Raw genomic sequence first — 15,896 nt, 5'->3', positions numbered from 1 at the left:
TGGTAGTGTGGGGTTTCCCCATGTGAGAGTAGGTCATCGTCAAGATTCATTTCGCAAAACCCCTATCTGCGCATGCAGGTAGGGGTTTTGTCTTTTCCGGCCAGGAAAAGGTTTGTCTCCAAGCGTGCCACGGTCCGTGCCACGCCCCGTGATATGGTTCCGCATCTGAACCAACTGCCTTCCAGGGAATGCTCAATGGCTATTACCACGCTCCATCCAGGTTTCATGATCGTCCACGGCAACCGCCTCGATGACCTACGCAGCCTGGTGGTGAGCTGGATGCGCCGTTACCCCTTGGCACCTTTGGAAAACGAAATCGCCCTTGTCCAAAGCAATGGTATCGCCCAATGGCTCAAACTGGCCCTGGCTGAAGACCCGCTGGAAAATGACCTGGGTGGCTGCGGCATCGCTGCCGCAATCGATGTGCAACTGCCTGGCAGCTTCATGTGGCAGCTGTACCGCAGCGTGCTGGGCCACGACGAAATTCCCGAAGTATCCCTGCTCGACAAGGCCCCACTGACCTGGCGCCTGATGCGCCTGCTGCCAGCCCTGATAGAGCGCCCGCATTTCGAGCCGCTGCAGCGCTTCCTCAATGACGACAGCGACCTGCGCAAGCGCTACCAGCTCGCCGAGCGACTGGGCGACCTGTTCGACCAGTACCAGGTCTACCGCGCCGACTGGCTCAAGGACTGGGCTGCTGGCAATCACATCCTCAATACTGCCCGTGGTGAGCGCAAAGCCCTGCCGCCGGGCAACCGCTGGCAAGCCGAGTTGTGGCGAGCCTTGTTGGAGGATGTCGGTGAGCAGGGCATGGCGCAAAGCCGCGCCGGGGTACATCAGCGCTTCACCGAGCGCATCAACAATCTGGAACAGGCACCTGCGGGGCTGCCCCCGCGGGTGATCGTGTTCGGCATTTCCTCGTTGCCTGCGCAGGCCCTGGAGGCACTGGCAGGCCTGGCGCGCTTTAGCCAGGTATTGCTGTGCGTGCACAACCCCTGCCGCCACCACTGGGCGGACATCGTTGCTGACAAGGACCTGTTGCGCCATCAGTACAGGCGCCAGCAACGCAAACAGGGCATGCCCCTGCAACTGGACGACCAGTCGCTGCACCAGCATGCTCATCCGTTGTTGGCCGCTTGGGGCAAACAGGGCCGCGACTACATCAACCTGCTCGACAGCTATGACGATCCGGGCAGCTACCAGGGTGCGTTCAGCGATGGGCGCATCGACCTGTTCAGCGACGGCTCGCCTACCACGTTGCTCAACCAGTTGCAGGACGACATTCTTGAACTACGCCCGCTCGCCGAAACCCGCGAGCTGTGGCCGCCAGTCGATCCAGGCAAAGACCGCTCGATCCGCTTCCACATTGCACACAGCCCGCAACGCGAAGTGGAGATTCTCCATGACCAGCTGCTGGCCCGCTTCAGCGCCGACCCTACGTTGCGCCCGCGTGACGTAATCGTCATGCTGCCAGCCATCGACACTTACGCGCCGCATATTCGCGCCGTGTTCGGCCAGTTGCAGCGCAGTGACCCGCGCTACATCCCCTTCACTCTCACCGACCAAGGCCAGCGCGGGCGTGAGCCTTTACTGATTGCCCTTGAACACCTGCTCAAACTGCCGGATAGCCGCTTCGCGGTCAGCGAAGTGTTCGACCTGCTGGACGTCCCGGCAGTCCGTGCCCGCTTCGGTATTCGCGAAAACGACTTGCCTACGCTGCACCGCTGGATCGAGGGCGCCGGTATTCGTTGGGGCCTCAACGCCGAGCAGCGGGCCAGCCTGGGTTTGCCCGCCGGGCTTGAACAGAACAGTTGGCGCTTCGGCCTGCGACGCATGCTGCTGGGCTATGCCGTAGGTGTGGGAGAGGCCTGCGATGGCATCGAGCCCTACGATGAAATCGGAGGCCTGGACGCAGCACTGATCGGTCCGCTGGTCGCACTGCTCGATGCACTCGACGTCGCTTGTCAGGCGTTTTCCGAGCCTGCCACTGTCAGTGAGTGGGGGGAGCGCCTGCACGCCTTGCTGCAGGTATTCTTCCTCGCCGAGGATGAGCACGACGAGTTCCTGCTGATGCAGCTACAGGACCTGCGCGATGGCTGGCTTGAAGTGTGCGAGGCTGTTGGGCTGAATGACCCGTTGCCGCTGACCGTGGTGCGTGAGGCCTGGCTGTCAGGCCTCGACCAGGGCAAGCTGTCGCAACGCTTCCTCGCCGGTTCGGTTAATTTCTGCACCCTCATGCCCATGCGCGCCATCCCGTTCCGCGTAGTCTGCCTGCTGGGCATGAACGATGGCGACTACCCGCGCGCCCAGCAACCACTGGACTTCGACCTGATGGCCAGCGATTACCGCCCCGGTGACCGCTCACGCCGCGAAGACGACCGTTACCTGCTGCTCGAAGCGCTGCTGTCGGCACGTGACCAACTGTATGTCAGCTGGGTCGGGCGCAGTATCCGCGATAACAGCGAGCGCCCGGCCTCGGTACTGATCGGCCAGTTGCGCGATCACATCGCTGCGGGCTGGCAGTTGAACGGCGCCGAGCAAGGGCAACCCGTGGAGCCGGGCGAGCAACTGCTGCATGCACTGACCCTGGAACACCCACTGCAGCCGTTCAGCCCCCGCTATTTCCAGAAGGGTAGCCCGCTGTTCAGTTTTGCCCACGAATGGCAGGTGCTGCACCAGCAAGGCGAAGAGCAAGAGCAGGGCGACCCTGGCTTGCCACCTTATTTCGACGATGAAGCCCTGAGCCTGACCCAGCTGAATGACTTCCTGCGCCACCCGGTACGGCACTTCTTCAGCCAGCGTTTGAAGGTGTACTTCGAAGCACTGGAGGCGCCGACCCCGGACGAAGAACCCTTTGTCCTCGATACCCTGCAACGCTACGGCGCCAGTGAGAGCCTGCTCGGCGCCGCCCTGGCCGAGCCGGGCAACGCCGAACAGGCCTTGCAGGCCCAGGCGCGGCGCCTGCAAGCCTGCGGTTTGTTGCCACTGGCCGGCTTCGGCGAGCTACTGCAGAACGAGCTGATCGAGCCGCTACCCGACCTGCTGCAACGTCACCAGCAGTTGCTGCAACGCTGGCCACAGCTGGTCGAGGGCGCTTTGCCGGTGCATTTCGAGCACGGCCAGCACCGCCTCGAAGGCTGGCTGGGCCGTGTGTTCCAGGCGGATGACCAGAGCCTGCTCAGCATCACCACCGTACCCAACACCATCAGTGCCGGGCGCAACAACCTCAAGTGGCACCGCCTGATTGCCCCTTGGGTCACGCACTTGGCCGCCTGTGCGGCAGGCTACCCCTATAACAGTGCACTGGTAGCCAGTGACCTGACCCTGTTGCTTGCACCGCTGCCGCCCGAGCAGGCCAGACAACTGTTGGGCGATTTGCTCGTGGCCCGTCAGGCAGGGATGAATGCGCCTCTGCCCGTTGCAGCCAAAACCGCGTTTGCATGGTTGGCCCAGGACGATGCCGACAAGGCCTTGGCCGCCGCAGCCCGCGCCTACGAAGGCGACGAGCGCACCAGCTTTGGCGAGCGGGGTGAAAGCATTGCCCTGGCTCGCCAGTTCCGTGACTTTGCCGCACTCACTGCTGACGAAACCTTCGAAGGCTGGTGCGAAACCTTGTACCGCCCGTTGTTCACCGCCCCTTGGCAGACCTTGGGCAATCCGGAGAAAGGCGTATGACCCAGGCCCGTCCCTTGGCACTGAGTTTCCCCCTGCACGGCAGCCAGCTGATCGAGGCCAGCGCCGGCACGGGCAAGACCTTCACCATTTCGGCGCTGTACCTGCGCCTGATCCTCGGCCACGGTGGCGAACAGGGCTTTGACCGCGAGCTGCTACCACCGCAAATCCTCGTGGTGACCTTCACCGACGCTGCCACCAAAGAGCTGCGCGAGCGCATTCGTGCCCGCCTGGCTGAGGCTGCACGGTTTTTCCGTGGTGAACTGGAAGCCGCCGACCCGTTGTTGCATCAACTGCGTGACGATTATCCACAAGAGGCCTGGCCGCGGTGTGCCGGCCGCCTGGAAATCGCTGTGCAGTGGATGGACGAAGCGGCGGTATCGACCATCCATGGCTGGTGCCAGCGCATGCTCCGCGAGCATGCCTTCGACAGTGGCAGCCTGTTCACCCAGACCCTGGAAACCGACCACAGCGAGCTGCTGGGCCAGGTGATGCGCGATTACTGGCGGCGTTTCTGCTACGGCATGCACGGTGATGCGCTGGCCTGGGTCCGCAGCAACTGGGGGAGCCCCGATGCCTTGCTGCCGCGCATCCGCCCGCTGTTTGGCCGCATACGCGCTCAGCACGACGGGCCAGAGCCCTCCGCGTTGATCCAGGCGTCACTGCAGCAACGTGACCAACAGCTGGCTCGGCTAAAGGCGCCGTGGGCGCAGTGGGCCGAAGAGCTGCGCCAAATCTGCCGCGATGCACTGGCCGCCAAGCAGGTCGACGGCCGCAAGATGCAGGCCCGTTACTTCGAACCTTGGTTCGACAAACTTTGCGCCTGGGCTGCCGATGAGCATCTGGTGGAGCTCGACCTGGGTACCGGCTTCACCCGACTCACCCCTGCGGGCATGGCTGAAGCCTGGAAGGGCGAACCGCCCGACCACCCGGCCCTCGACGCCATGCAGACGTTGCAACAGCAATTGCAGGCCTTGGACAACCCAGATGCGCCGTTGCTTGAGCATGCTGCCGGCTGGGTATCGGCGCGATTCGAAGTGGAGAAGCGCCGCCGAGCGGAAATGGGCTTCGACGACATGCTCCTGCGCCTGCAGCACGCCCTGGCCAGCGAGGCCGGTGAGCGCCTGGCCAGCCTGATTCGCGAACAGTTTCCGGTTGCGCTGATCGACGAATTCCAGGACACCGACCCGGTGCAGTACGGTATTTTCGAGCGCATTTACCAGATCAGCGAAAACCGTGCACAAACCGGCCTGTTCATGATCGGTGACCCCAAGCAGGCAATTTACGCCTTCCGGGGTGCCGACATTTACACCTACCTTGCTGCGCGGCGCGCCACCAGCGGCCGCCTGCACAGCCTGGACACCAACTACCGCTCCAGCAAAGCCATGGTTGCGGCGGTCAACCAGGTGTTCCTGCAGGCCGAGGCGCGTGAAATGGGGCGGGGTGCATTCCTGTTCCGCGAGGCCGATGACAACCCGTTGCCGTTCATCGAGGTGCATGCCAAGGGCCGTGGCGAACAGCTGCTGATTGGCGGTGAAGCCAGCGCAGCCCTGCAATGCTGGCAGCTGGAAAGCGAAGAGCCGGTTTCCAGCAGCGTTTACCGCCAGCAACTGGCCGCCAGCTGCGCCAGCCATATCGTCGCCTTGCTCAACGGTGGCCAGCAGGGCACGGCGGGCTTCCAGAATGCCGAGGGCGAATTGCGCCCCTGCCTGCCTTCGGACATCGCCATCCTGGTGCGTGATGGCCATGAAGCGCAGATGGTCCGCGCCGAGCTGGCCAAGCGTGATGTGCGCAGCGTGTACCTGTCCGACAAGGACTCGGTGTTCGCCGCCCAGGAAGCCCACGACCTGCTGGCCTGGCTCAAGGCCTGCGCCGAGCCAGACTCGGAACGCCTGCTCAAGGCCGCACTGGCCAGCCTCACACTGGGCCTGTCGCTGGCCGAACTGGACCGGCTGAACCAGGACGAGCGGGTCTGGGAAGGCTGGGTCATGCGTTTTCGCCTTTACCGCGACACCTGGCAGCGCCAAGGGGTGCTACCGATGTTGCGCCACCTGCTGCATGACTTCCATCTGCCGCGCACGCTGATTCGCCGCAGTGATGGCGAGCGGGTGCTGACCAACCTGCTGCACTTGGCCGAGCTGTTGCAACAGGCCGCAGGCGAGCTGGACGGTGAGCAGGCGTTGATCCGTCACCTGGCCGAGCACCTGGCCAGTTCCGGGCAGGCCGGTGAAGAACAGATCCTGCGCCTGGAGAGCGACGAACAGCTGGTCAAGGTGGTAACGATCCACAAGTCCAAGGGCCTGGAATATCCCCTGGTCTATCTGCCGTTCATCTGCACCAGCAAACCCGTCGACGGCACCCGACTGCCGTTGGCCTGGCATGACAGCGACGGTAATGCCCACCTCACACTCACGCCGAACCAGGAGCAGATCGAGCGCGCCGATGACGAGCGCCTGGCCGAAGACCTGCGCCTGCTCTACGTAGCCCTGACCCGGGCACAGTATGCTTGCTGGCTGGGTGTTGCCGACCTCAAGCGTGGCAACCAGAAGCGTTCGCAGCTGCACCGCTCGGCATTTGGCTACCTGCTGGGGGGCGGCATTGCTCTGGCCGAATCGACGCAGTTGACGGGCTGGTTGCAGGCGCTGGCGGCGACGTGCCCGCACATCACCTGCCCGGGTCTGCCGCAGGCGGATGAGCAGGTGTATCGCATGCCCCATGCCGAGCGTGAGCTGCTGCCTGCACGCAAGCCTCGCCGCGCCGCAGCCGAGCATTGGTGGATCGCGTCGTACAGCGCCCTGCGCGTCGGCGACCAGACCCTTGGCGCCGACAGCTCGCAGGCCCAGCAATTGCTGGATGACGAGGTGCTCGATGCCCAGGTGTTGCGCGAGGTCCCGCCCGACAGCGGCGATATCCACCGCTTTCCACGGGGGCCGAACCCGGGCACCTTCCTCCATGGCCTGCTGGAATGGGCAGGGCGCGAGGGCTTCAGCCAGGTCACCGGCAACTCGCAGCTGATCGAGCGAACCGTTGGCCAGCGATGCAACCGCCGTGACTGGACCGGGTGGATTCCCACCCTCACCCAGTGGCTGCAACGCTTGTTGAACGAGCCGCTGCCGTTACCGGGCAACGACCTGCGTGTAACGCTCGGTCAGTTGCGCCATTACCAGATCGAAATGGAGTTCTGGTTCGCCAGCCATCAGGTCGACGCCGAACAACTCGACCGCCTGGTCGCTCGCTACACCCACCCTGGGTTGGCACGCCCGGCAGCGCAGCCAACCGTGCTCAACGGCATGTTCAAAGGCTTCATCGACCTGGCGTTCGAGCTGGACGGGCGGTATTACGTGACCGACTACAAGTCCAACTGGCTGGGCCCGGACATCCAGGCCTACGACACAATGGCCATGGAAAAGTCCATCATCGAGCACCGCTACGACCTGCAGTACGTGCTGTACCTGCTGGCCCTGCACCGCCAGTTGCGCGCACGCCTGCCGGATTACGATTACGACCGCCATGTCGGTGGCGCCCTGTTCATCTTCCTGCGAGGCGCCAGCAGCAGCGGCCACGGCGTGTACCACGCCAAGCCACCGCGTGAGCTGATTGAACGCCTGGATGCGCTGTTCCGTGGCGAGCGCGCGCCCGCACAGCAGGACCTGTTAGCCGGAGTCGCTCCATGAGCCGAAGCCTACTCGACCTTTTGCCCACTCCACTGCACGCCGAGCACCTGTTGGCGCTGGCACCTCAGCATGACAGCGGTGACCTGCTGCAACTGCTCGACCGCTGGGTAGAGCGGGGCTGGCTGCGTGCCCTGGACCGTGCATTCGTGTCGTTCCTTGAAGAGCGCGCCCCTGGCAGTGACCCCTTGCTGTTGCTGGCGGCAGCGTTGGCCAGCCACCAACTGGGCCATGGCCATGTGTGCCTCGATTTGCAGCAAACCCTGGCCGAGCCCGACTTTGCACTGTCGCTGCCACCGGAAGGCGACGCCTTGACTGGCCCTCTGCTGTTACCCTCGCAGCTGCTGGCCAACCTCGACTTGAATGCCTGGCGCCAGCGCATCGCCGCCAGCTCGCTGGTGGCACTCGGCGATAACCCAGGCCAGCAAGCGCGGCCGCTGGTGCTCAGCGGCGAGCGCCTGTACCTGCGCCGTTACTGGCGCTACGAGCGGCGCATCGACCATACCCTGCGCCAGCGCCTGACCCAGGCCGAAGCGCCGCTGACCGACCTGTCAGATCGCCTGGTGCAGCTGTTCGCGGGCGGGGCGCCAGCAGGCCAGGTGGACTGGCAGAAGCTTGCGTGTGCGCTGGCCACCCGTGCCGGTTTCAGCATCATCACGGGCGGCCCCGGCACGGGGAAAACCACGACCGTCGTGCGCCTGCTGGCCCTGCTGCAGGGGCCGGCGGTAGAGTTGGGCAGGCCGCTGCGCATACGCCTGGCCGCGCCGACCGGCAAGGCTGCTGCGCGCCTGACCGAGTCCATTGGCCAGCAAGTCGAGCGGCTGCAAGTCAGCGCCGAGGTCCGCGGGCAAATTCCCACTGACGTCAGCACCGTACACCGGCTGCTCGGCAGCCGCCCAGGCTCGCGGCACTTCCGCCACCATGCTGGCAACCCGTTGCCGCTGGACGTGCTGGTGGTCGACGAGGCGTCGATGATCGACCTGGAAATGATGGCCAACCTGCTCGATGCCTTGCCGCCACGGGCACGCCTGGTGTTGCTGGGGGACAAGGACCAGTTGGCCTCTGTCGAGGCCGGTGCGGTGCTGGGGGATTTGTGCCGGGATGCCGAAGAGGGCTGTTACTCGCCGGCAACCACTGCGTGGCTGGAACAGGTCAGCGGCGAGTCGCTGGCCGGCAGCGGGCTCAAGGCCGGCGATGAGCAGCGCAACCCGCTGGCCCAACAGGTGGTAATGCTGCGCTTTTCACGACGCTTCGGCGAAGGCAGCGGCATTGGTCAACTGGCCAGGCTGGTCAATCGCCAGGACGCTTACGCGGCACGCAACCTGCTGGCCACGCCACCGGAGGATGTGCACAGCCTGGCGCTCAAGCACGAGCAGGACCATGCTTTTGACCGCCTGCTGCTCGACGGCCTGAACCGTGGTGCCGAAGGCCCGCAAGGCTATCGCAGCTACCTGCGCACCCTTGGCCGCTACAGGCCGGCACTCGAAACCGCATTTGACGACCCGGCATGGGAGCAGTGGGCGGGCAAGGTGCTGCACAGCTTCGAGGACTTCCAGTTGCTCTGCGCGGTGCGTCGCGGCGCCTGGGGTGTCGAAGGCCTCAACGAGCGGGTGGCGCGGGTGCTGCACAATGCCGGGCTGATCGACAGCCAGCAGCCCTGGTACGAAGGGCGCCCGGTGTTGGTGACCCGCAACGACTACGGCCTGGGCCTGATGAACGGTGACATCGGCATCGCCCTGCGCCTGCCGGATGAGCAAGGCGAGCCGCTGCTGCGCGTGGCTTTCCCGCGTAACGATGGCAGTGGCGGGGTGCGCTTCGTCTTGCCGAGCCGGCTTAACGAAGTGGAAACGGTGTTCGCCATGACCGTGCACAAGTCCCAAGGCTCGGAGTTCAGCCACACCGCACTGGTGTTGCCGGATGCGCTCAACCCGGTGCTGACCAAGGAGCTGGTGTATACCGGCATCACCCGCGCCAAGCACTGCTTCAGCCTGGTCGAGCCACGCCAGGGCATTTTCGAAGAGGCGGTGGCGCGCAAGGTACGGCGTATTTCCGGGTTGATGCTGGAGCAGGTCTAGGGGCATACAACCCGATGCACCTGGCCGCTCTTCCATACAAGGAAGCGGCCATGTGCTATCGTTGCGCCGATACCGGAAAGGAACATAAGAGATTTCCCACATGAATGTGGCCGGGAGGCGAGCGCCAAACTGTGCACTTTCGCTGTTGCTGGCCGCCCTGTTCATTTCCATGGGCGCCGCCCGGGCAGATACCGCCACAACCACCGCCCAGGCCCAGCAACGCGCCAAGGCCGTGACCCAGGTCGTACTGGGTATCTTCAGCTATGCCCGCTGGCCGGTCGAACCCTCCCCCTTACGCCTGTGCCTGGTCGGCCCCACCGAGTATGCCGATGACCTGATCAAAGGCCATGTACAGGAGTCCGGCCGCCCGCTGCAGGTGCGGCGGCTGCTGGCAGAGGATACCCAGGTCGCCCAGGCCTGCGATGCCATCTACATTGGCAAGCTTGACCAAGGCCAGCGCGACAAACTGTTCGAGCGCATCAGCGGCCACCCGGTTCTGAGCATCAGCGAAGCGAACGACCCCTGCACGGTCGGCAGCCTGTTCTGCCTGCGGGTCAGCGACCAGCAGGTGGCCTTTGAAGTCAACCTGGATTCGGTGGCGCGTTCCGGCGTGCGCATCCACCCCAGCGTGCTGCAATTGTCGCGGCGCCGGGCGGTGCAGCCATGAAGCCGACCCGCAAGCAGGGCGTACGCCCGACCCTGCGCTCGGTGCTGGGCCGTGGCCACCTCAGCGTTGCCTTGCTCGCTGTAGGTCTGGCCGGTATTTCGCTTACGCTGCTGGGTGTGCTCGCCCTGCGCGTCTATGCCAACCACAACCTGCACCTGATTGCCCGCTCGATCAACTACACCGTAGAGGCGGCGGTGGTGTTCGATGACAGTGCTGCAGCCAACGAATCACTGGCGCTGATCGCCAGTAACGAGGAGGTGGCCGAAGCCAAGGTCTTCAACAACGAAGGCGAGCTGCTGGCGCACTGGCAACGCGGCGATACGGGCATGCTCGGCAAGCTCGAAGTGCAGGTGGCCACGGCCTTGCTGGATGAGCCGGTCAACCTGCCGATCCTGCACCAGCAGCAAAAAGTCGGGCACACTGAACTGGTCGGCCAGGGCCGTAGCCTGCTGCTGTTCCTGCTCAGCGGTCTGGCCGGAATCCTGTTCTGCACGATACTCAGTGCTTTGGCTGCCCAGTATCTGTCGCGGCGCCTGCTCAGCAATATCACCCGCCCGCTGCGCGGCCTGGCCAGTGTCGCCCACGCCGCCCGCCGCGAGCGCAGCTTCGACCGGCGCGTGCCGGAGGCGCCGATTGCCGAGCTCAACGAGCTGGGCAACGACTTCAATGCCCTGCTGGACGAACTGGAGGTGTGGCACAGCCACCTGCAGAGCGAAAACCAGACCTTGGCTCACCAGGCTAGCCACGACAGCCTGACCGGCCTGCCCAACCGCGCCTTCTTCGAAGGGCGCCTGAACCGCAGCGTGCGCAATGCCGCGCGGCAGCGGGACCACCTGGCGCTTTTGTTCCTCGACAGCGACCACTTCAAGCAGATCAACGACACCCTTGGCCATGCCGTGGGCGACGAAGTGCTGATCAGCGTGGCCGACCGCGTGCGTGCCCAGCTGCGCGAGCACGACCTGGTGGCACGCCTGGGCGGTGACGAGTTCGCGGTGTTGCTGACACCTTTGCAGTCGCGCAAGGACGCCGAGCAGATTGCCGAGAAGATCGTGGCCAGCATGAAGCTGCCGGTGCATCTGGACAGCGGCCGCAGCATTGCCACCTCACTGAGTGTCGGTATTGCCTATTACCCGGATGACGGCGCTGACCCCGCCAGTCTTCTCAATGCCGCCGATGCGGCGATGTACGAGGCCAAGCGTAAACGCCGTGGCCATTGGCAAGTGGCGCAGACGGAACGGTCCGCCAGTGAAATCAAGAACAGGAGTTGAACCCGTGATGCACGCTTTACGTTTCCCCCTTTGGGCCTTGTTGCTCGCCATGCTGGCGCTGACCGGTTGCCAGAGCGCACCCCCCAAGGGCCTTACCCCTGAACAGATTGCCGTACTCAAGCGCGAAGGCTTTACCCCCACCGATGAAGGCTGGGCCTACGACCTGTCCGGTAAAGTGCTGTTCGGCAGCGACCTGGACAGCCTCAACGGCCAGAGCCAGGCGATTGTCGAGCGCATTGGCAAGGCGCTGCTGGGTGTTGGCATCCAGGGCGTGCGGGTAGACGGGCATGCCGATTCGTCGGGCAAGGCGGCGTATAACCAGCAACTGTCCGAGCGCCGTGCCCAAAGCGTGGCCAAAGCGCTGGTCGGGGTGGGCATGCAGGCCCAGAACATACAGCGCCGTGGCCTGGGCAGCACCCAGCCAGTGGCAGACAACCGCACCAGCGCCGGGCGTACCGAAAACCGGCGTGTATCCATAGTGGTGGCGTCTTACTGACTGGTTATATCAGGGTGCAGAGCGCCCTGATCATTCCTGAGCAAAACTCATCTCCCGCGTTTCGCCCATCAACAACGGCGCATTCGCCTCGGTCACCCCCCGGATGTAATCCCACAGCAGGGTAATCCGCTTCAACTTCCTCAAATCCTCCCGGCAATACATCCAGAACTGCCGCGTCACCTCGATCTCATCCGGCAACACCGTCACCAATCTCGGGTCCTGTGCTGCCAGGAAACACGGCAATATCGCCAACCCACGCCCCTGCAACGCCGCGGTGTACTGTGCAATCACACTGGTACTGCGTAGGTGCGCACTGGCACCGGGGATCAGGTTGGCCAGGTACAAAAGCTCCGAACTGAACGCCAGATCATCCACGTAACTGATAAAGGGATGTTTGGCCAAGTCCGCCACCTGACGAATCGGCGCGTGGCTGTTCAGGTAATCCTGGGTCGCATACAGCCGCAAGCGGTAATCGCACAGCTTGCAGCACACATAAGGCCCATGCTCTGGCCGCTCCAGCGCGATGACAATATCCGCCTCACGTTTGGACAGGCTGATGAAGTGCGGCAGCGGCAGAATATCCACCGAAATCGCCGGGTAGGCATCAACGAAGTGGCTCAGCTGAGGGGTAATGAAGAAGCTGCCGAAGCCCTCCGTGCAACCCATGCGCACATGCCCCGACAGCGCCACGCCCGACCCGGACACCTGCTCGCAGGCCATGTGCAGCGTGCTTTCGATCGACTCGGCATAGCCCAGCAGGCGCTGGCCTTCGGCGGTCAGCACAAAACCGTTGGTCCGCGACTTTTCGAACAGCAACGTACCCAAGGCCCCCTCCAGCGAGCTGATGCGCCGTGACACCGTGGTGTAGTCCACGCTCAGCCGTTTGGCGGCACTGCTGGCCTTGCGGGTGCGAGCCACTTCAAGGAAAAACTTCAGGTCGTCCCAGTTGAGGGCGCTCAGGGATGTGAGGTCTTTTTGCATGATGATCCGGTTTTTTTGTGCGTTCTTGTTGGATGTTTGCACATCTATACTCGAAACAAGCCTCAGGACGCCACCTTGCGTTTGCTTGGCGCTGGCGATCTCGTCCCGACAATAATTCCAAGGAGAACGCAGATGAACGCACCGCAATCCCTGAACCCCACCAAGGTCGAGCAGGTCAAGCTGCTGATCGACGGCCAATGGGTCGAGTCGAAAACTACCGAATGGCGCGACATCGTCAACCCTGCCACCCAGGAAGTACTGGCGCGCGTGCCGTTCGCCACCGTCGAAGAAGTCGACGCTGCCGTGGCTGCTGCCCATCGCGCTTTCCAGACCTGGCGCGACACCCCGATTGGCGCACGCATGCGCATCATGCTCAAGCTGCAGGCGCTGATTCGCGAACACACCAAACGCATTGCCCAGGTGCTCAGCGCAGAGCAGGGCAAAACCCTGGCTGATGCCGAAGGCGATATCTTCCGTGGGCTGGAAGTGGTCGAGCACGCGGCGTCCATTGGCACCCTGCAGATGGGCGAATTCGCCGAGAACGTCGCAGGCGGTGTCGATACCTACACCCTGCGCCAGCCGATTGGTGTATGCGCCGGTATCACCCCGTTCAACTTCCCGGCGATGATCCCGCTGTGGATGTTCCCCATGGCCATCGTCTGCGGCAACACGTTCGTGCTCAAGCCGTCCGAACAGGACCCTCTCTCGACCATGCTGCTGGTCGAGCTGGCGCTGGAAGCCGGCGTACCGGCCGGTGTGCTTAACGTGGTGCACGGTGGCAAGCAAGTGGTGGATGCCATTTGCACCCATCAAGACATCAAAGCCATTTCCTTCGTTGGCTCTACCGAAGTCGGCACCCACGTGTACAACCTGGGCAGCCAGCACGGCAAGCGCGTGCAGTCGATGATGGGCGCCAAGAACCACGCCGTTGTGCTGCCCGATGCCAACCGCACGCAAACCATCAACGCCCTGGTCGGTGCTGCTTTCGGCGCGGCGGGCCAGCGCTGCATGGCCACCTCGGTGGCGGTGCTGGTGGGCAAGGCCCGTGAATGGCTGCCGGATATCAAGGAAGCGGCCAGCAAGCTCAAGGTCAATGCCGGCTGTGAGCCTGGTACCGATGTAGGCCCGGTAGTTTCCAAACGCGCCAAGGAGCGTGTGCTGGGCCTGATCGAAAGCGGCATCAAGGAAGGCGCCAAGCTGGAACTCGACGGCCGTGACGTCAAGGTACCGGGCTACGAGCAAGGCAACTTCGTCGGCCCAACCCTGTTCTCGGGCGTGAAGACCGACATGCAGGTGTACACCCAGGAAATCTTCGGCCCGGTGCTGGTGACCCTGGAGGTCGATACACTTGATGAGGCCATCGCCCTGGTCAACGCCAACCCGTTCGGCAACGGCACTGGCCTGTTCACCCAAAGCGGCGCGGCCGCGCGCAAGTTCCAGAGCGAAATCGACATCGGCCAGGTCGGCATCAACATCCCGATCCCGGTACCGGTACCGTTCTTCAGCTTCACCGGTTCGCGTGGCTCCAAGCTCGGTGACCTCGGCCCGTACGGCAAGCAGGTGGTGCAGTTCTACACTCAGACCAAGACCGTCACCGCCCGCTGGTTCGATGACGACAGTGTCAATGACGGTGTGAACACCACCATCAGCCTGCGCTAAGGAGACGTCATGCGTATTGCATTCATTGGCCTCGGCAACATGGGCGCGCCCATGGCCCGCAACCTGATCAAGGCCGGGCACCAGCTGAACCTGTTCGACCTGAACAAAACCGTGCTGGCCGAGTTGGCAGAACTGGGCGGGCAGATCAGCCCGTCGCCCAAGGACGCGGCGGCCAACAGCGAGCTGGTTATCACCATGCTGCCGGCGGCGGCCCATGTGCGCAGCGTGTACCTGAACGACGACGGCGTGTTGGCCGGCATTCGCCCCGGCACACCAACCGTGGACTGCAGCACCATCGACCCGCAGACCGCCCGCGATGTGTCCAAGGCCGCAGCGGCCAAGGGTGTGGACATGGGCGATGCGCCGGTGTCCGGTGGCACCGGCGGCGCGGCAGCAGGCACCCTGACCTTCATGGTGGGCGCCAGCGCCGAGCTGTTCGCCAGCCTCAAGCCGGTGCTGGAGCAGATGGGCCGCAACATTGTGCACTGCGGTGAAGTCGGCACCGGGCAGATCGCCAAGATCTGCAACAACCTGCTGCTGGGCATCTCCATGATCGGCGTGTCCGAGGCCATGGCCCTGGGTAACGCGCTGGGCATCGACACCAAGGTGCTGGCCGGCATCATCAACAGCTCGACCGGGCGTTGCTGGAGTTCGGACACCTACAACCCGTGGCCGGGCATCATCGAAACGGCGCCTGCGTCGCGCGGTTATACCGGAGGCTTTGGCGCCGAACTGATGCTCAAGGACCTGGGGCTGGCCACCGAAGCGGCACGCCAGGCACACCAGCCGGTGATCCTCGGGGCCGTGGCCCAGCAGCTGTATCAGGCCATGAGCCTGCGCGGCGAAGGGGGCAAGGACTTCTCGGCCATCGTCGAGGGGTATCGCAAGAAGGATTGACGAGCGAGGTGGACTTCATCGCGGGCCAGGTGGCCTTCCCTCTGTAACTGCGCACCAGAGGGAAGGGCACCTGCCCCGCGATTTTTTTATCAGGCGAAAACGAAGTACTTGCGTACAGTCTCGACCACTTCCCAGGTGCCTTTCATCCCCGGTTCGATGACGAACACATCCCCGGCTTTCAGATGCTTCGGCTCTTCGCCTTCCGGGGTGATGATGCAGTAGCCATCGAGGAAGTGGCAGAACTCCCACTTCTCGTAGTTGACCTCGAACTTGCCCGGGGTGCAGATCCAGGTGCCCATGATCTTGCTGCCGTCGGCCGACAGGTAGGCATTGAGGTTGACAGTGTGCGGATCGCCGCCGATGCGCTTCCACTTGGTGGCGTCCACGACCGGCGTCGGGCAGGTTTCGCGCAGGACGGTGATGAAATCGGACATGGCACAACTCCTGGTGACTGGCTGAATGACTCGTCACCATAGGGCCATCGGCCGAGCCGCAGTTGCCTGGGCTCGA

The 15,896-nt window shown here is 63.8% G+C and carries 10 protein-coding genes; 8 read left to right on the top strand and 2 right to left on the bottom strand.

What is annotated here, in order from left to right:
- The first annotated feature begins 195 nt into the window (after positions 1-195).
- The 6 genes from recC (at position 196) to FHW75_RS17550 (ending at position 11,849) form a co-directional block, all read left to right on the top strand.
- Positions 196-3,675 (top strand): exodeoxyribonuclease V subunit gamma, encoded by a 3,480-nt coding sequence (recC, locus tag FHW75_RS17575; protein WP_183674127.1) that lies wholly within the window; start codon positions 196-198, stop codon positions 3,673-3,675.
- Positions 3,672-7,346 (top strand): exodeoxyribonuclease V subunit beta, encoded by a 3,675-nt coding sequence (gene recB / locus FHW75_RS17570; RefSeq protein ID WP_159266604.1) that lies wholly within the window; start codon positions 3,672-3,674, stop codon positions 7,344-7,346. The genes recC and recB overlap by 4 nt, the downstream gene beginning before the upstream one ends.
- Positions 7,343-9,418 carry an exodeoxyribonuclease V subunit alpha gene (gene recD / locus FHW75_RS17565; RefSeq protein WP_183674125.1) on the top strand — a complete coding sequence of 692 codons (2,076 nt, stop codon included), beginning with the start codon at positions 7,343-7,345 and terminating at the stop codon, positions 9,416-9,418. The genes recB and recD overlap by 4 nt, the downstream gene beginning before the upstream one ends.
- Before the next feature lie 100 nt (positions 9,419-9,518).
- Complete coding sequence (locus FHW75_RS17560; protein WP_019097845.1) at positions 9,519-10,085, top strand: YfiR family protein; 567 nt, start codon at positions 9,519-9,521, stop codon at positions 10,083-10,085.
- The gene (locus tag FHW75_RS17555; protein WP_060709587.1) at positions 10,082-11,353 is read left to right on the top strand and encodes a diguanylate cyclase domain-containing protein; all 1,272 of its coding nucleotides are present in this window, start codon (positions 10,082-10,084) and stop codon (positions 11,351-11,353) included. Before FHW75_RS17560 ends, FHW75_RS17555 begins: the two co-directional genes overlap by 4 nt.
- Positions 11,354-11,357: 4 nt before the next feature.
- Positions 11,358-11,849: an OmpA family protein gene (locus FHW75_RS17550; protein ID WP_019099139.1), complete on the top strand. Its 492-nt coding sequence runs from the start codon at positions 11,358-11,360 to the stop codon at positions 11,847-11,849.
- Between the two features lie 30 nt (positions 11,850-11,879).
- Here the strand turns inward: FHW75_RS17550 and FHW75_RS17545 are convergent, their stop codons facing one another.
- Entirely contained in the window at positions 11,880-12,830 is a 951-nt protein-coding gene (locus FHW75_RS17545; RefSeq protein WP_159266602.1) for a LysR family transcriptional regulator, read from the bottom strand.
- Between the two features lie 132 nt (positions 12,831-12,962).
- On the opposite strand from FHW75_RS17545, the gene FHW75_RS17540 reads away from it, so the two are divergent.
- Entirely contained in the window at positions 12,963-14,489 is a 1,527-nt protein-coding gene (locus tag FHW75_RS17540; protein ID WP_183674124.1) for a CoA-acylating methylmalonate-semialdehyde dehydrogenase, read from the top strand.
- Positions 14,490-14,498: 9 nt separating this feature from the next.
- Positions 14,499-15,386, top strand: a complete 888-nt coding sequence (gene mmsB, locus FHW75_RS17535) for a 3-hydroxyisobutyrate dehydrogenase (RefSeq protein WP_027609099.1) — start codon at positions 14,499-14,501, stop codon at positions 15,384-15,386.
- A gap of 89 nt (positions 15,387-15,475) precedes the next feature.
- Here mmsB and FHW75_RS17530 read toward each other — a convergent pair whose 3' ends face one another.
- Positions 15,476-15,820: a cupin domain-containing protein gene (locus FHW75_RS17530; protein ID WP_003258412.1), complete on the bottom strand. Its 345-nt coding sequence runs from the start codon at positions 15,818-15,820 to the stop codon at positions 15,476-15,478.
- Between the last annotated feature and the right edge of the window lie 76 nt (positions 15,821-15,896).

The organism is Pseudomonas sp. OG7 (assembly GCF_014192825.1).
GTDB classification, from domain to species: Bacteria; Pseudomonadota; Gammaproteobacteria; order Pseudomonadales; family Pseudomonadaceae; genus Aquipseudomonas; species Aquipseudomonas monteilii.
Note: the sequence above shows the minus strand (reverse complement) of the source record. Positions and strands in the feature narration are given on the sequence as shown.